The organism is Paenibacillus sp. J2L1-98, from assembly GCF_056269405.1.
The window spans coordinates 20440-38527 of record NZ_JBWDNW010000001.1 but is presented as its reverse complement, the minus strand read 5'-3'; the positions used below and the strand labels follow the sequence as shown (position 1 = coordinate 38527).

At 45.3% G+C, this 18088-nt stretch carries 13 protein-coding genes and 1 pseudogene; 11 read left to right on the top strand and 3 right to left on the bottom strand.

The window, feature by feature from the left end; translation table 11 throughout:
* Positions 1-143: 143 nt before the first annotated feature.
* The 5 genes from AC0YNZ_RS00165 (at position 144) to AC0YNZ_RS00145 (ending at position 6511) form a co-directional block, all read left to right on the top strand.
* Complete coding sequence (locus tag AC0YNZ_RS00165; protein WP_475824743.1) at positions 144-4808, top strand: cation-translocating P-type ATPase; 4665 nt, start codon at positions 144-146, stop codon at positions 4806-4808.
* A 44-nt stretch (positions 4809-4852) separates the two neighbouring features.
* Entirely contained in the window at positions 4853-5116 is a 264-nt protein-coding gene (locus AC0YNZ_RS00160; RefSeq protein ID WP_475824742.1) for a DUF5132 domain-containing protein, read from the top strand.
* A gap of 1 nt (position 5117) precedes the next feature.
* Positions 5118-5342, top strand: coding sequence for a hypothetical protein (locus AC0YNZ_RS00155; protein ID WP_475824741.1), 225 nt, complete (start codon positions 5118-5120; stop codon positions 5340-5342).
* Positions 5343-5471: 129 nt separating this feature from the next.
* Positions 5472-5654, top strand: a complete 183-nt coding sequence (locus AC0YNZ_RS00150) for a hypothetical protein (protein ID WP_475825466.1) — start codon at positions 5472-5474, stop codon at positions 5652-5654.
* A 65-nt stretch (positions 5655-5719) separates the two neighbouring features.
* Entirely contained in the window at positions 5720-6511 is a 792-nt protein-coding gene (locus AC0YNZ_RS00145) for a sensor histidine kinase (RefSeq protein WP_475824740.1), read from the top strand.
* Positions 6512-6648: 137 nt separating this feature from the next.
* Here AC0YNZ_RS00145 and AC0YNZ_RS00140 read toward each other — a convergent pair whose 3' ends face one another.
* Complete coding sequence (locus tag AC0YNZ_RS00140) at positions 6649-7170, bottom strand: superoxide dismutase family protein (protein ID WP_475824739.1); 522 nt, start codon at positions 7168-7170, stop codon at positions 6649-6651.
* Between the two features lie 795 nt (positions 7171-7965).
* Between AC0YNZ_RS00140 and AC0YNZ_RS00135 the strand changes: the two genes are divergently transcribed.
* Together AC0YNZ_RS00135 and AC0YNZ_RS00130 are read left to right on the top strand one after the other, a co-directional pair.
* Positions 7966-9669: a hypothetical protein gene (locus AC0YNZ_RS00135; RefSeq protein ID WP_475824738.1), complete on the top strand. Its 1704-nt coding sequence runs from the start codon at positions 7966-7968 to the stop codon at positions 9667-9669.
* A gap of 665 nt (positions 9670-10334) precedes the next feature.
* Positions 10335-11498 (top strand): annotated as a pseudogene (locus AC0YNZ_RS00130) (MFS transporter).
* Between the two features lie 208 nt (positions 11499-11706).
* Here the strand turns inward: AC0YNZ_RS00130 and AC0YNZ_RS00125 are convergent.
* Entirely contained in the window at positions 11707-12252 is a 546-nt protein-coding gene (locus tag AC0YNZ_RS00125) for a TetR/AcrR family transcriptional regulator (protein ID WP_475824737.1), read from the bottom strand.
* Positions 12253-12474: 222 nt separating this feature from the next.
* On the opposite strand from AC0YNZ_RS00125, the gene AC0YNZ_RS00120 reads away from it, so the two are divergent.
* From AC0YNZ_RS00120 to AC0YNZ_RS00105, 4 genes are all read left to right on the top strand, one after another.
* Positions 12475-13458: an aldo/keto reductase gene (locus AC0YNZ_RS00120; RefSeq protein ID WP_475824736.1), complete on the top strand. Its 984-nt coding sequence runs from the start codon at positions 12475-12477 to the stop codon at positions 13456-13458.
* Positions 13459-13821: 363 nt separating this feature from the next.
* Positions 13822-15288 (top strand): MFS transporter, encoded by a 1467-nt coding sequence (locus AC0YNZ_RS00115; RefSeq protein ID WP_475824735.1) that lies wholly within the window; start codon positions 13822-13824, stop codon positions 15286-15288.
* A gap of 475 nt (positions 15289-15763) precedes the next feature.
* Positions 15764-15949: a hypothetical protein gene (locus tag AC0YNZ_RS00110; protein WP_475824734.1), complete on the top strand. Its 186-nt coding sequence runs from the start codon at positions 15764-15766 to the stop codon at positions 15947-15949.
* A gap of 178 nt (positions 15950-16127) precedes the next feature.
* Positions 16128-16715, top strand: a complete 588-nt coding sequence (locus tag AC0YNZ_RS00105) for an NAD(P)H-binding protein (protein WP_475824733.1) — start codon at positions 16128-16130, stop codon at positions 16713-16715.
* Between the two features lie 320 nt (positions 16716-17035).
* Here the strand turns inward: AC0YNZ_RS00105 and AC0YNZ_RS00100 are convergent, their stop codons facing one another.
* Entirely contained in the window at positions 17036-17977 is a 942-nt protein-coding gene (locus AC0YNZ_RS00100; protein WP_475824732.1) for an AraC family transcriptional regulator, read from the bottom strand.
* Positions 17978-18088 lie beyond the last annotated feature (111 nt).

The following is an 18088-nucleotide window of genomic DNA, read 5'->3' as shown; positions in this document are numbered from 1 at the left end:
AATAAGTACAAATTAATATTCGTCTGCTTGAATGCGCTTTGAGTTCTGCAGTCAACTTACCAATTCTTGAATAAAAAAAGGATGGATAATCAATTATATGTATACAGCATTGAGTTACGAGTTCATATTGAGGAGTTGTCAAAATGGTGCCACAGGAAAAACAAAGATTCCTCCGATTATTACCGGGTAGGATCCGCATTGAGATTGCCGGACTTAAAGATAACCCGAATATGGCGGATTTACTTCAGAGGCACTTTTCGACAGTCAACGGGATTCATCGGATCGTGCCTTGTATCGTATCTGGTCGTGCGCTGATCGAATACAACGAGAACAGGGCGGATATGCAGGTGATCATCCGGACCATTCAAGAGGTTGAACAAATTCGTCTGAAGGGTACCCGGAGTTCACTACCCGAGCAAATGGAAGAAACGGCCATAACGGAAGGGATGAGGGAAGCAGCAGCGACCGCTGAAAGGCTTTCTGAGCATGAGTTTTTGTCTGAGCTAGGGGCGATTGGTTCAATTTCAGCCCCCGAACCAAGGGAGAAGGTTCCGCTGCCGCTTGCATTAGCGATGGGCGGTTTAGTTGTATTGGGGGGGAAACAACTGTTTTTCGGCAGATCGGCGCTGTCCGGAAATCCGCTTCCCTTTTATATATCCGGGATGGTTTCACTTGTCACGGGTTATCCCTTTTTAAGGCGAGGCTTCGAGTCTTTCTCGCAAACCAGGAAATGGAATTCGGATATATTGTTAGGAACCACTGCCTTGGCACTCGCCTTGGTAAGAGGAAATTTAGTTGTGCTTGCGGGTCACAGTTTGCTTCAATTTGTCAATTGGAAACGAAGCCAGTTGGCGCTAGGACCTGGTCAAGAAAATATGCTTTCGCCAGAAATAACAAGCTATAGCGAAAAAGCTGCAAAATGGGGGCTGATAGGGGGGATTGCAACTTGGGCATTGACCCGTAATCCACTTCAAGGCATAGCGGTTTTACTTGCAGCAAATCCAAGACCGGCTACCATCCCTGCGCAGTATGCATGGCGTCAGGCTGAAGTCGTCTCTCATGAACGAAATCTTGCGTTACCTTCTAAAGGTTCACTACCGCAATTAGCCCGAACGAATACGATGCTGATCGAAGATACATCTCTGATTTTTGATCATGATGAAAATTTGGACAAATTACAGTGTATTACGAATGAAGAAGACAATGAGAAAGCTATTAGTTATGCAGCTTCATTAATGCAGAGTACCAATCATCCTTGGAAGGATGACATAAGGGAGTATGCGAAACGATCACACAGGACGATTCGCATGGCTTTTCACGTCACCGAAGAAGAAAGCGGCTTAACAGGTAAAATAACGGATACACCTATCTTCCTTGGAAGTTCTGCCTATCTTCAGAAGCAAGGTATCTCATGTGATTCCTATCTAGTAAAAGCGAAGAGGTTAGAGCGACAAGGCTACAAGGTGATGTTTATTGCGAAATCAGGCCAAAAACCCGAGCCTTGCCTGGGCTTTATCGCACGTAAAGAAGAAGCAAATTTAAACGAATGGGGGCGGCGGCTGTCATCGTTCAAGGAAAAGGGGTGGCAAATTGGCGTACTGCAAAATCAACTGAACGTTAGTGATGGCTTCTTATTGAAGAACGGAATCGAAACAACCTGGCTATCGCTAAAGCCGGGTGATACGATCGAACGGCTTGCCCTCATGAGGCAGCAGGGGGAGAATGCACTTTTCGTTGCCGGGTCTAACAAAAGTCCGTTAAACGAGTACCTGACCAGCGGAGGCATCCCTGGAATAACCATTGATCAAATTCCGCACATACTTGAAACTTCAGAATATGTGAAGCAAGTGGACCGTACCGTTAATCAACATTTCAAAATAACAAAGAACTGGAATCTGGTAGGTTCCGCTATGGCATCCCTTGGAGCGCTAAGCGCACCTGTAGTTAATTTAGCTGCAGATGCATTATCGCTTGTTTTCTTAACCAGATCAAAAAAGGCTAGTGAAACAGAATCTCACCCTTTCAGCCTTGCTTCGAGTGTTCAGGAGATTGCCGCCACTTCAGAAGTGCCGGCTTGGCACGCCTGTTCAGTTGAAGAGCTATTGAGCCGATTTCAAGTCGAACAGCACACAGGTCTTTCAGCCGGGCGTATACCAGAACTTCAAAACAGATATGGAAAAAACCGATTAGAAGGAAAGAAACCGATACCTTGGCTTGTCACATACTTCGGACAATTCAAAGAATTTACAACACTTATTCTGCTTGGGACGACAACTTTCGCATTTATCAGCGGCGGTATATTTGATGGTTTCGCGATGGGAGCGATTTTGCTTGCCAACGCCGCTATCAGTACCTTTCAAGAACGGAAGGCTGAGAAGGTTGTGCAGTCATTGAATCAATTTCAACCCCCGTTCTGCAAAGTGATTAGAGATAGCCGGGAAACTGAAATCTCTGCAACCGAGCTGCTTCCGGGCGATATTGTCCATTTGGAGGCCGGAGACCGTGTGCCGGCAGACATTCGTCTGCTGCAGTCATCAAATCTGCGCGTGAACGAAGCCTCGTTAACGGGAGAATCACTTCCGATTGGCAAAGACAGTTTGTCCATCGATGATAATCGGCAGTTGACGGAGCGAACGAATATGCTTTATTTAGGAACTGATATTTGCGGCGGAAAAGGAATAGGTATCGTCGTAAATACGGGAATGGGTACGGAAATGGGGCATCTCGTTTCTCTTTTGAAACAGGAGGAGAATGAGGTAACTCCTTTACAAGAGAAGGTTACTTCTATAAGTAAAACGTTTGTTAAGGGGGCTTTAGCGGCAGGAGCCATCGTGTTCGTCACTGGCTTACTTCGCGGTGTTCCTTTGAACCAGATGGTTTCAACATCTATCGCGCTTGCGGCTTCAGCGATTCCGGAAGGTCTCCCGGTGACCATCACGATCGCGTTAAGCGCAGGTATATTGCGTATGGCCAAAAAGAAAACACTGGTTCGCAAGCTGTCCGCTCTTGAAACGTTAGGGAGGACAACAATCATTTGCACGGACAAAACTGGTACGCTCACTAAAAACGAGATGATGGTTCAAACCGTTGCAACGGTAAATCGTATGTGGACCGTCACAGGCAATGGGTACGAGCCGGTAGGAGAAATTCAAGAGGTGTCGATAGAGGCCGCCGCTGCTGCTGCCGAGATACATAAAAATATCGGCGTTCCCAATTCGGTTTTGGATTGCGAATTAAGGCGGATTTTGGAAATTGGCACGCTATGTAACAACAGCAAGCTTGAGCAGCAGGAGGAAAAGTGGATCATCAAAGGAGATCCGACGGAAGGTGCACTGCTGACGCTCGCTGCCAAAAACGGAATGTGGCTGCAGGATTTGAGCAGTTGGCACAGAAATCATGAAGTTCCGTTCGACTCAAATACCGGTAAAATGAGTGTTGTATGTAAGGATACGGGGACGGACAGCAATTGCTATATCCTTATGAAAGGCTCCATCGAAGCTATTCTCCAGCGATGCAGCAGATACCAGGCGAACGGCGAGATATTTGAGTTGAATGAAGATCAAAAGAGACAGATCATACTGCAAAATGAACATTTCTCAATGGATGCCCTGCGTGTGCTCGCTTTCGCTTACCGCCTAGTAGAAGGGGAACAGGATGGAGCTTGCATCGATGAACAGGATATGATTTACGTTGGTATGGTAGGTATGGCCGATCCCCCTAAGCCTGCTGTTGAAGAAGGAATCCAGAGCGCGCAAGCGCTTGGAGTAAAATCGGTAATGATTACCGGGGACCATCCGATCACAGCCATTGCAATCGCAAAGCAAATCGGCATTTATACCGGTACGCAAAAGGTTTTGTCCGGTTATGAGTTGGACCGGCTGACGAATGAAGAACTATTTGAGATGGTGGAGGACGTGTCGATTTTTGCTCGGGTGACGCCTGAGCATAAGCTTCGAATTGTCACCGCCTTACAAAAACGCGGCCATGTCGTTGCGATGACTGGAGACGGCGTGAACGATACACCTGCCATCAAGCAAGCCGACGTCGGAATTGCAATGGGAACCGGTACCGAAGTGACGAAAGAAGCGGCTGATATGGTGCTTCAGCACGATCATTTTGGTTCTATAGTCGATGGTGTTAAAGAAGGAAGAACGATCATCAGTAACATTCGCAAAGCGCTTGGATGCTTGCTTACCGGCAATTTGGCCGAAATCATTGTAACCAGCACAGCCGTCATGATCGGTCTGCCTATACCGCTTGTGCCCGTACAAATTTTGCTAATGAATCTTCTGACAGACGCTCTGCCTGCAATGGTACTAGCCGTCAATCCAGGAAATAAAAACAGGACACCCGATCGAACCGATATTGTGGATGGAAATTTGTATCGAAAAGTGATTGTCCGCGGCGTGTTGTTAGGCCTCGGCTCGTTCGGACTATTCGCGGCAAGCTTAGCTGCAGGCGTTCCGATCAACGTAGCTCAAAGTATTGCATTTGCCACACTAGTTGCTGGTCAGTTGATTCAAACCTTTTCATGGAGACAGGAAGGCAGCGGACAAGGTGCCCGCGAATGGACGAAGGACCGTTTCTTGATCGGCGCGCTTAGCATATCCTGGCTTGCTCTACTGGCAGCTATTTATGTTCCGCCTGTATCCCGTTTCTTTCACACGGCGCCTTTGTCACTGATTCATTGGATTCCGGTATTGCTGGTAGCCGGTTCGGTTTCCTTACTTTCAAAACCGGTTTTGTCCTTAGTGACAAAACGAGCCGTTACATCACTTAACTTATCAATAACCGGTGCTGCGGCCTAATCCGCCGCATCGGTTTCATTTCTAACGTGTTTGGAGGATGAAAAATGTTTCAAAGAAACATTGATAAAATCATTGTAGCAGCAGCTCTTGCAGCAGCAGCAACAACACTTCTACCCATTGCAAAAACAACGCTGCGTCCTTTGCTTTCCGGTGGAATGGAGTTAGGGGAGGGTCTCGTGAAGCGCGCCCGATCAATCGTTCAAATCGCCAAGGAAGAAATGGAAGATATTGTGGCAGAGGCCCAATTCGAACGAATGAAAAAACAGCTCGATAAAGAAATCGCATCGATGCCGCAAGGGGCTGATTAGCATGGAAGAACAGACGGTCGACTTTCATTTAAAGCAGGCTTTGTCGCATCTTGAAGTTGCTATGAATAAAAGTATAAGGCTTATTCTCGAGAATCAAGAAGAAAAGCAAATCATAGGTAAAAAGTGGGAGAAATTTTTAGGTGAATTTTTAGGGTTGGTACGTGAGAAAGGAAAACAATCAAAAATGAATTTACTTGCTTGGATTTCATTTCCGCGTATTCGGTGACAAAAAAAGAGTTCGGTGAACGGGGTTGTCATTTTCCAGTTACCGAGCTTTTTTCTTATGAAAAAAACTTGTTATACATACTTTTATGATCCAGTATCACTTTTTTGTCAGAACAGGTAGAGCAGTGAAATTGGCCAAAGCCAGCTCAAGGAAGAAGCTGAACATAAGGTGATCATCGTTCGTGAACCCATTGTTTCAAATAATGTGATTGTTGGTACATTCGAGATCATTGAAAATATGGAGATGCTGGATTCAAGTACGGATTTACTTATTATCATTCTTCTCCTAACAACTGGGGGGCAGTGCTTCTAAGCTTTCTAGGAGGCTCCTTATTAGCCAAAACCATTGTAAAGCCAATTTCGAATAGCATAATTACGATGCGGGAAATTGAAAGGAGCCTTAGCTTCAAAAGAATACCTTTAAAAGGGCATTCCAATAATGAAATCAATCAAATGTCAGAAACCTTCAATCGTATGATCATTCGTCTTGAAGAAAGCTTCCTTAAGCAGCAATTTGTATCGGATGCATCACATGAATTAAATACGACACTGACCATTGTTGAAGGTTACGCTAATATGCTTCGCCGTTGGGGGACGAAAGATGAGAGCATACAACGAGAATCCATTGAATCGATTTATGAAGAATCCAAAAGAATGAGAAAAATGACTGAGCAGCTGTTGTTTTTGGCTTCATCGCAGCACGGGTCTAAGCTGGAGCTTGAGTCGTTTAATCTAGTGGAATGCTGTACAGAAACCGTATCTCTGTTAAAAAAATTGCATAAACGCTCCATAACCATTGTTACGAATGGACAGGATCCGATTATAACAGCAGATTTCTTGAAAATTAAGCAGTTAATTCTTATTTTATTGGATAATGCTTTGAAATACAGTAAAGAAAAAATCGAGCTAGTCATTTCTTTAATGGATAAGGAGATTGAAATTCGAGTAAAGGATTATGGGATTGGAATTCCGCAGGAGTCGATTGCTCTTATCTTCGAACGCTTTTATAGAGTGGATGATTCACGTCAACGTAAAACAGGAGGAACAGGCCTGGGATTACCGATCGCCAAAACCATTGTTGCGGAGCATAATGGGAGAATAGTGGTACGAAGCGAAGAAGGAGTCGGTACGGAAATGAGTTTTTATTTACCAAGAAACAAGCCTATCTAATAGATGATTTCCATAATTTATGTAGTGGAAAGATAAGGGAAGTTGAAAAGAAACCGTAAGGCAATTTGAGCTGCCAAACGGTTTCTTTTTTTTGCACAAAATATCAGCTTTTTATCTCCAAGAGAAGCGGGAAAGCTTTATTTGATAATCCCGCACGCAATTCGATTTCCCGAGTTACCGGAAGGGTCCGTCACATAATCATCGGCTTTTTCATGAATTACTAATGATGTTCCTTCGGGTTTTAATAAAGAATTGGGCTTGCCTAGTTCGAGAGTAACGGTTTCATTAACGATCATCGTTTTTACTTTTCCATCGGCTCCAACAACGATGTTGGGCAAATCGCCTGCGTGGTATCCTTGGGGATTATGGAAACCGTGAAGTTTGCTTTGCGGATTGAAATGCGGGCCTGCGGACGTGAAATCAGGACCATCGCATTGGCCAATATTATGTAAGTGTATGCCGTGCTCCCCTGGAGGAAGACTTTCGGCTTCAACGAGGATATACACTTTATTCGCCTTTTGAGTAAGCTCGGCTTTACCAATTGTTTTTCCATCACTATTGATGATATTAACCGTAACAGCATTAGAATGGGATGTGGTCATACCAGTTCCTAGCGTAAGGGCAGATAAAATCAAACTGGCTAATATAAAAAATTTCATCAATTCATTCCTCCTGATTTCCGATTATTGGGGTTAAGTTCCGCAAAAACTGAGTTTAACATTAATCATTTCGTTTTTTTAAGTCATTCAGCCGATACTTATAAACCTCCTTTTATGTGAGAACATCATCCTATTTTTTACATTATTATTGTTTTTATTCAGATGGAGCAGAGCTCAATGAAGGAAACGGTGAATTCCGCGCGCGGACCTCGACAGCGCAGAACTCATCTTTGGGACGAGAGACACGAAGTATAGCAAAGATCCAAGAATATATTCCTTCCTCTCAGAATGCGGTAAATATTTTTCGTTTACTTGACCTTACTAGGTGTTGGATGAACTACCCCGGCTAAACTCTAGTGCGTTTTGAGGAAGGGTCTTATGCTATTTTGATAAAATGGGCTTTTGTTAATGGATATTTATCTATACCTACTATTATCCCTCCACATATAACTACTTAGGAGGAGGATGTTTATGAATGAGCCGGACCAAAAATGTATTCAACAGGAAAATCAGTTACAAGTGACTGCCGATGGGTTTAAGTCTCGAGATCCTCTGTCTTCCCTTCGACCATGAGTTGACATCTACAGTGCAAACAACGGTTTGTCATGTGCATCTGCGAGCAGCCGAAGGACAGTTCGTGATTCAAAGCTTAGGTCCGCGGCACGAATAATGTAACGAAGCAAGGCTGTAATGAATGAAAAGTCGGTCATCCAGAGTTTGATGACGAGCGGACGGACTTTGTTGATGAGGACGATACCGAGAGGTTTTTGACCTTGCAGGAGGGAGAATAAAATAATGGAAAAAAGAAGAAAAGGGAACAGTTCGAAGAACAGCCCGAAGGGGCGGAAGCCGTTTTATTATGTAGATAATCCAAATTTTTCCGAGATAAAGTGGCTGGATGAATTGAACAAAAGTAAAGGAGTTGCGAAAAGTACGGCACCCGAACGAGAGATGAAAGTAGCGAATAATCATAAAACTACGGTTAAGGAATTTGAACTCCTCGAGCATCTCAAGAGCCCGAAAGAGCATGAATCGTCTAATGAGTCTCGGGAAATGGTTGAAGAAAAGATAAATCCTGTTTTGGAAAAGAAACTGAATCCTTATATTTTTACGAACGATTTGGTTGACATGGCAGTTACCGCAGACAAAATTGCTCCCGGTGCGATCGACAGCAGTAAGCTCGGAGCAAAAAGTGTTCAATCGTATGCGATAGCAGATGGTGCCGTTAACTCTTCTAAAATTGCGGAGCAGGCGATAATCGGGGACCATTTGAAAAACAACTCGATAACCGGAGGTAAAATTGCGGACCACTCCATCCCTGGCAACAAGCTGCAGGATGGAAGCATTACGTCGGAGAAGCTCGCTGACCGCACGATTAGCGCGAGCAAAATAGCAGAAGGCTCAATTACTTCAGAGCTGTTGGCCGAACAGTCGATTACATCGGACAAAATAAAAAGCGGGACGATCCGCCCGGATCATTTGGCTAATGATGCAGTTAACAGTTCGAAACTCGCAGACGGCGCGGTTACCGAGTCGAAGCTGCGCGATGGAGCCGTTACAGGCGATAAGATTGCTAAGGAAGCTCTGGATGCCGATCATTTGAAGCCGGGTGCTGTCGATTCGAAAAAACTAGCGATCAACTCGGTATCTTCATCCCACCTGCAGGTAGAAGCCGTTCAAAGCGCGCATCTCGCTGATCAGTCGGTAACTTCGGATAAGTTATCTGATCACTCGGTATCCTCAATCAAAATTGTCGACTATTCCATTACTTTATCAAAGCTTTCCGACCAGAGCGTTGATGCGCAGAAGCTGACCAACGATGCGGTACTAAACCGTCATCTTAGTCGTTTCAGCGTCACTTCGGACAAAATCGCTGAAGCGCAAGTTCATCAAGCCCATTTGGCAGCGGACTCAGTCTCAACGAAGCAGCTGGCGAAGAACGCCATTGCAAACAAGCATTTGCAAGACGGAATTATTACTAGAGATAAGCTTGCACCGCATGCGGTTCGCTATGAGCATATTGATCATGGGGCAGTAGGGATGGCCCAATTAGCCGATGAGTCGGTCTCAAGCAGCAAGCTGGCGGGCGAATCCGTTACGTCAGAGAAGTTGTCTCTAAACAGCGTTGGTGAATCGGCGCTGCAGAACGGTGCAGTTACTGGAGCGAAGATTGTCCACAGAGCTGTGATTGGCGAACATGTTCAGCTGGAGTCGTTGGAGGGCAAGCATTTTAAGGCCGATACTATTCAAGGCCATAACATTCGTAAGAATACCATCACGTTAGCACATCTTTCAGAAGAAGTGCTTGCATTCCTCGGCACAGCTGCAATCAGGCAGCGTAGAAAGGAAAAAACTGACACTCGGAAGCGTAAACGAGGAGTAGCAGTCAGCGGACTGCGTAAGGATGGAGAGGCAGGTACCCGGAAGCACAGGAGAAAAGAATCGGACGACAAGCAGCGTAGCAAGAGTAAAGCTGGCGCAAGGAAGCATCGGAACTAAGCAGATGTGCCCAGAAGATCAAGTCTGATTTGTTAACTGTGTTAAACTAATCGATCATTGACGGAGTGGATAGATCAATGTTGAGACGAAGCAAAATAAGCAGCTCAGTCTCTCTAAAAAAAACGCCTCTCAAAAAACATGAACTGAAATATATGTGAACAAAATGTTAGCGTCCGGTCTTGATCTCATTACAGAGATATGAGTGAAATGATGGAGATGCGTTACATCGCACACAAAAAGGAGCTTACAGTATTACTGTTGGCTCCTTTTTGTGTTTCCTTTCAGAAACGGCATCGGCTGAGGCTGCGTGAACCCTCCATCCAGTAGAGAGCGAGTTTCTTATCCAGAGGGAGGGCTGCCTTTTTGTAGACGGAGTCGATCACACAGCAGCGAAGATCGCCAACAATTAGGCATATACGTCTTTAGCATTAGTGATAGTGAGAGGATTAGGCAATCATTTAGGACAATTGTGATAACGGTCTTTTTTTCATTCATTGCATAATAAGAATACGCCCCTATAACAATAACAAAACTTATGGAAAGGTTGCTCACTCATGAAATCGAAAGAATATACTTCTAGTTATGATCAATCTAAGTAAAATAGCACGCACAGTATAGACCACAAATTTCGCTCAGTAGGAAGAACAGGAGATAGTTAGGATAAAATGAACAATAATTGGAAAATTTATATGCTGGCCCTTATCAGTTTTTTGGTTGGCACTTCACAATTCAGCATCGTTGGCATGTTGGATAATGTTGCTGCTTCTGTCGGCGTATCCGTATCGACAGCAGGACAGCTTATTACCGTATTTGCGCTCGGTAACGCGATCGGAACGCCTTTAGTCATGGTGGCGACGGCGAAGATGAATCAGCGCAAGCAATTGCTGCTGGCTCTCGCTATACTATTACTCGGCATCGTTTTGACGCTCGCGCTTCCGGGGTTCGGTTTCCTGATGGCTTCTCGCATTGTACTCGGGGTCGGAACGGGCGTCTTCGTCGTCACTGCTTATTCCATAGCTGCGAAGCTGGCTCCTCCCGGACGTCAGGGGGGAGCTATGTCCAACGTCGCAATGGGTTTTAGCGCTTCACTTGTGTTCGGCGTACCCATCGGTCGTGTTGTCGCCGCAGCGTATGATTGGAAGACGATCTTCTGGGGCCTTTGATTTATAGGCCTGCTGGCCATCTTCGCCGTCGCACGGACGATTCCGGCCACGGAAAGCGAAGCGTCCGTTCCTCTGGGCAAGCGGCTTGCCCATCTAAAGGAGCCGAGGATCTCGGTCACCCTTTGCATCACGTTCTTCGTGTTTATCGGCTATTCGGTAGTAAATACGTATATCACACCGTTTCTTGCCTCGGTCATGCCGATGATGGAACGGGAAATGAGCGTTATTCTCTTCACCTTGGGAATAGCGAGCTTGATCGGCTCCAGGCTTGGCGGCTTCTTGGCGGATCGGATCGGCACCGTTCGAACGCTCGTCGGCTCCATGGCCGTCCAAGCCCTCGCTCTCGGTTTGCTGTCCACCAACTCTGGAGGGGTATTCGTTACCATTTCGTTGCTCATGCTCTGGGAGATCGCTGTCTGGACGTTCGGGCCGACCCAAAACTTCAACCTGGTCTCGCATGCTCCAGAAGCCTCCGGTATCGTGCTTAGTCTGAACAGTTCCTTCGTACAGCTCGGATTTGCCGCGGGCGCCGGCATCGGGGGAATTACCGTGGAAGGCTTGTCGATATTGGCGATCACTTGGATCAGTGCTTCCTCGGTCGCATTCGCGGCCGTCGTCGCGGTCGTCTCCTACGGCCGTGTCCGTTCACTCTCAAGAGCACGATGATGAAGTTTCAGAAGCTGACTCCGGCAGATACCCAGCTTTGTTGATTTCAGCCGTGTACCATGCTCCGACGCCGTAGATGACCTTTGTAAAGATAGAAGCCGCGCAGTTGCGGCTTTTTTATTTTTAATAAATATGTTCTTGTCCAAGGTTTAGGACAAGAACGCTCCACCGAAAGGTTGAAGTGCATTCAGAGGTACAGGTTGACCGTTTAAACAATCCTCTCAATCATTATCCCCACTTGTTCTGCCATGACACGTGGCGGATAAGGCATTCCATTTTTGAACCACCATTCCACTACTTCTACGTAAGCCCCCGCAATAAATCGAAGAAGAACATCGTTACTTAATCCGTGATTTTTTCCTTCTGTTGTATTCACTTCACCCTTTAACCCTTCGATGACGAACTCAAGGAACTGGCCACGAAAAGAAGGGGCTCCTTGACTGGCTAACATCGTCGAAAAGAATAAATAATTACGTTCAAGGTAATCGAACCAGATCAAACCACCATCTATAAAATCCATTTCAGATGACGATTCGCGCAATTCCTGGAGTTCGTTAATATGTGCTTCAATGAGCTTATCCAGTAAATCAAATTTATCCATGTAATGAAGATAGATGGTTCTTCGGCTAACATTTGCCCTGTCGGAAATATCTTGTATCGTAATCTGATTAAAAGTTTTTTCAGACATCAACTCAATAACTGCTTTTTTTATCGCTTCTTGGGATTTAATTATTCTTCTATCCACCTTAGACATTGTGAGGATCACCAAACTTTCTTAAAAATAATTAACAATTTTAATCGATTTGTGCACTAATTCACGAATCGTGTTCTTTTAGTAATTGCAGGCATTCTGTATCCATTTATAATAATAAACAGATGTCACTTAATACATCAATGACACCTAATATACTGATGTATATTTTCATGCTGACATCTAATTTATCTAATGATCTACACGAAAGCGAGGAATTATCAAATGGAATATGTGAAACTAGGAAATACTGGCTTGGATGTATCCCGGATTTGCCTTGGCTGCATGAGCTTTGGTATACCAGAACGTGGATTTTTTCCATGGGCACTGAATGAGGAACGCAGTCGCCCTATGATCAAAAAAGCCATAGAATCAGGTATCAATTTTTTTGATACGGCGAATGTGTACTCAAACGGATCCAGTGAGGAAATTACTGGACGGATTCTAAAGGATTATGCCAATCGGGATGAAATTGTCCTTGCGACGAAGGTTTTTTACCCAACGAGTGAAGGTCCAAACGGTGCCGGACTTTCTCGTAAGGCCATTTTGAGTGAGATTGATAAAAGTCTTAAGAGATTGGGAACCGATTATGTAGATCTTTATTATACCCACCGCTGGGATCCTAGCACTCCTATTGAAGAGACGATGGAAGCCTTGCATGATGTGGTGAAGGCCGGGAAGGCGAGGTATATAGGTGCATCCACCATGTATGCATGGCAGTTCTTAAAAGCACAGCATGTCGCTGAACGTAACGGCTGGACCCGGTTTGTAGCGATGCAGAATCATTACAACCTCATGTACCGTGAGGAGGAGAGGGAGATGCTGCCGCTTTGTAAGGAAGACAAAATCGGTGTCATTCCGTGGAGCCCGCTGGCTGCAGGTAGATTGGCACGTCCTTGGGGCGAAATGGACGACCGTGCCAAAGTAGATGAAATCGGAAAAAGTATTTATGGTTCTACAGCCGATTCTGATCGGAATGTCGTTGAACGTGTAGCGGAAATAGCTGAAAAACGTGGTGTACCGATGCCTCAAATCGCTCTTGCATGGTTGCTTCATAAGGAACCGGTGACTGCTCCTGTTGTAGGTACGACAGAAATATCCCACATCGAAGATGCGGTGGCCGCACTTTCGATTAAATTTACACCTGAAGAAATTGCATTGCTGGAAGAGGCATATGTGCCGCATCCAGTGCTTGGTATGACGTTCTAATTGTGGTGTGAAGCCAGCTCAGACTTCATGGTAATGACATGTCCCTGGGACATAACACATCAGATTTCAAAAAAATAATTAACAGTTATCCTTCCATTGCTCACTAGGTGTGCTATATGGAATTGCCGCTGTCCTTATCTAAGGTTGATGTTGGGTGATTTTTTATGCGAACGGTAGATTGCTGACAAGATTGCCATCTAGCGATGAGGCTGGACGGGATCAAAAATTCATATGACTTTATGTATTGACCTGGAGTTAACTCCAAATTGTAAACTCCTTATTAAGACCAGAAACAAAGGAAATGATAAAATCGATTGGAATCTGGTTCTGGTTATTTAATCTGAACTCGAGAGGAGATCTAACATGATAAATTTCACTTTGCACGCTCGCGATGACGATGACCGTGTAGCCATGCCGCCTGCTACCAATGGCGTCCCCCATTCGCAGCGCACGGCAGTACTCGCGATCATTCTTATTAGCTATTTGATGATCGTCCTCGACATTTCGATCGTCATCACCGCACTTCCGGAAATTCAACTAGACCTCGGCTTCTCGGCTACTGGACTCTCCTGGGTACAGAACGCCTATACGCTTGCTTTTGGCGGATTGCTGCTGCTCGGCGCGCGCGTCGGCGACATCCTCGGCCGACGTCGTATGTTCATCGTCGGGATCGCACTTTTTACTGTTGCATCGCTCGCCATTGGGTTGGCACAGTCGAGTTTCTGGCTAATTGGCGCTCGGGTGTTGCAGGGCATTGGTGCCGCGATACTGGCGCCGTCTACACTTGCTCTCTTGACGGCTAATTTTCCTGAAGGGTACGAGCGCACGCGTGCAGTCGCTTACTATGGGGCCGTAGCCGGTATTGGAGCCAGTCTCGGACTCGTGCTCGGCGGCATCCTCACCGACTGGATTTCGTGGCGCGTTGGGTTCTTTATTAATGTTCCTATCGGGATCGCCATGATGCTTGCCACGCCGCGCTACCTTGCTGAAACTGAACATCGTCCGGGGAGGTTTGATTTGACAGGCGCCATAAGCTCAACCCTCGGTATGACTGCGGTCGTCTACGGCATCGTTCACTCCGCGACCGCCGGTTGGGGCGATCCTCTCACGGTCGCGGCATTGGCCGCCGGCGTCCTGCTGCTTGCACTCTTCGTTTTCAACGAGTGGCGCGCAGAACAGCCCATCATGCCGTTGCGCCTGTTTTCATGCCGAGAACGCGCCGGGGCTTATATGGCACGCATTCTCTTTCTCGGAGCGATGATGGGGTTCTGGTTCTTCATTACCCAGTTCCTCCAAGGAGTCAGAGATTATAGCCCGCTTGAGGCTGGCCTCGCCTTTTTACCGATGACGATTACCAACTTCGTTATAGCCATTAATGTCCCGAGGTTTACGCGGCGGTTCGGCAACGCGCGACTGCTCGCCGGCGGCGTTATCGTTACGCTTATCGGGATGACCTGGCTTAGCCGTATTTCCGCCGACATCTCTTACTTCACCGGTATCGCGTTACCGATGATCCTGATTGGCATTGGTCAGGGAGCATCTTTAGGCCCTCTTACCGCCTCCGGTATTGCAGGGGTTGACTCAAAAGACGCCGGTGCCGCCTCCGGACTCGTTAATGTCGCCCACCAACTGGGAGGCTCACTTGGCCTGGGTATACTCGTTACGATATTCGCTGCAGCTGGCTCTGCTGCTCTCGACGAGCGAGATCTGCTCACTCATCGCGTCGCAACCGCACTTACCGCAGGCACAGCAATGCTTATGCTAGCCCTTGTTTTCGTTGTTGCGCTGATTATCAGATCCGCCAAGACCGCTGAAGTTAACCGTAAGTAAATGATAGAAGCGGCAAGATATCCAGAGCAAATTGAGTATTGGCTCCCAGTCATTGAAGTGTAAACTCCACAATGGCGCGATGAATCTCTTCATTTTCTGTGACTCCGGCACATAAAGTGACTGCTCTCTGTATTCGTACAATAGGCTGCCAATGGCTTTGGAGTTTGCATTTCCTAACTTTCATCAAGCTAATTACGGTCAAGGGATTGTCTTCGGTGTTGCACGGCAGGATGTATTATTAAGGGATACTGCTTCTGAGCTTCTCGTATAGTGCGGTAGGCAGGAGTCGCCATGACCAAGCAAATCCCAAGCATAGTTGTAAACTATCCTCACGTTATTTTCTTGGTCACCTTCGCACATCATGTCCAACAAACCAACAAGCTGAAAAAGTGCTGTCGTCATCGTATTTGAATGAATGATAACTTTAGATTGTAAACGCCTTGATGAAATTAAATCAAAGGTAGGAGGAATGGAAATGACTAAAAGACATGCCCTTTGCATGATGAGTGCTGGTTCTCGCTCTGAGAATACGACAACTGAAGGACGAGAAATTCAATCACGCGGAGAGGATCCTGCATATCCGTCGAAAAGTAATGTTGCGCAAGGGGAACTGTGCATTGCGGTCATAAATGGGAACAAATTTCATGTAATCCAGGATTAATCCAGCGGACGGTTTTACGTCTAGCGATACAAGCAAGAGGCTTTCAAATGACCCTGAAAATGAAGAAATCAAAAAGCTTATCACAGGCTGGGTATTTGATATTTAATGTTCGAACTAAATTAGTATGCTTCTTCACGAGCAAATCTATACTTTAATAGAATGAAAGGGAGTTTTGAATATGAGTAATGTGTTAGTCCTTGGAGCAAACGGTGGAATTGCTCGTCATGCAATCGATTTATTTCTTAATGAAACCGATGCACAGTTAACGCTTTATCTGCGCAACTCAGGCAGACTAAGAAATATAGAATCAAATCATGTTCGAGTAGTTGAAGGCGATGTAATGGATATTGAACAACTGAAAGAAGCCATGACGGGACAAGATGTTGTCTATGCCAATCTGGCCGGTGATTTAGAAAAGATGGCTAAAAACATTGTGCAAGCAATGGACGCGACTGGTATGAAACGACTGATTTTTATCAGTTCTATGGGCATTTATGATGAATTCCCTGGAGAGAAATATGGCAGTATTCTAAATCCATATCGAAAATCGGCTCAAATCATTGAAGCCTCTAACCTCGACTATACGATCATAAGACCTGCATGGTTTACGAATACAAATGAAATTGACTATGAGACAACTCAGAAAGGAGAACCATTTAAAGGTTCGGTTGTGTCGCGTAAGAGTGTTGCGCATTTGATTGTTAAATTGGCGTCCAACCCAGAACTGGAGGTTCGCCGCAGCTTAGGGGTGAATAAACGCGAATAATCTTGGTATAGATCTCACCAAGCAATCGACGACATCCTTGGCTAATTGCCACTACACTGCAAGCCGCAAGAGCTGCTTCCACAGCTCATGCAGTCAAAGAAATTCCCTGTTCCCAGACAAGCAAAAAGAAACCGTTCTTGGGTTAAATGGAGGAGTCATCAGCCATTTACTCAAGGGGCGGTTTCTTTCTGTATTCAGTTATTTATAGCCGTAGAGGCCAATGCCTATAGCTACAAATCTCATAAAAGCATGAACAATAGGAATTTCGATTAATACGCAAATCATCAATTACCTACTTGATTGTAAAGCCGGCTAAAGCATTAAATCCTTAACAGATCAGATTCTGTAAGAATGGTTTTGTCCTCAAATTTATCCTTTATTTGTTTGATATCTGCTTTTGGAGGAGAACCAAACATACGAGCGTATTCACGGCTGAATTGAGATGCGCTCTCATAACCCACGCGAAATCCAACGTCAGCGGCATCCGCAGACTCAGATAATAATAATCGTCGGGCCTGTTGTAATCGGATTTGTTTTTGAAACTGAATCGGACTCATAGCGGTCACATCCTTAAAGACTCGATGGAACGTTGAAATGCCCATATTAGCCATTTCGGCAAGCTCTTCAATTCGTAGTGGTTTATCAAAGTTCTTAATAATTTCCTCAATTCCTTCCTGAATGCGAAACGAGTTGCTTCCTTCCAATGCGATTTGAGCTAAAGTAACGCCATACCGACTTTGCAGAAGTCTATAGAGCACCTCCTTAATATATATAGGCGCGAGATAGCTCATATCATGGGGATTATCTAGTAAACGAGCTAATCGGAGAGTTGCGTCTAACAAAGAATGCTCAATCTGCCCTACGAACAGAGCTCGTTTGGCGTTCTCTCTCGATGTCATTTGAAATTCCGATTCATTTAATACCTCTAAAATCTGATTCTGCGTAAATTCGAGTTTTAAGCTTAAATAAGGAACTTCATTGGATGCTTTAATTATTTGGCCAATAACAGGTAAATTCATCGATGAGATAAGAAAATCTGCCGGACCATACTCAAATCGTTCATTGGCCAACCAAACTTCTTTTAATCCTTGTGCAATAAAGCAAAACGAAGGTTTATACACTCGATAAGCCTTCTCGCTCAAATCGGAGTAGCGAATAAAGAATAAGGACGGAATAGTTGTTTGGATGACTCCGTCTTGAACGGTATGACGTTTAATCAGGTTTGCGAGTTCACCTCTTTGATTTTGTATGCCTTCAGCCATAAGCTCCTCCTTTATCTTTTCGTTTATCATGTTCAAAGTATAAAACATTTACGCCTTAATCGTCAGCAATAGCGAGAGAATTAGGCAAGCATTTGAGACGATTGAGATAAC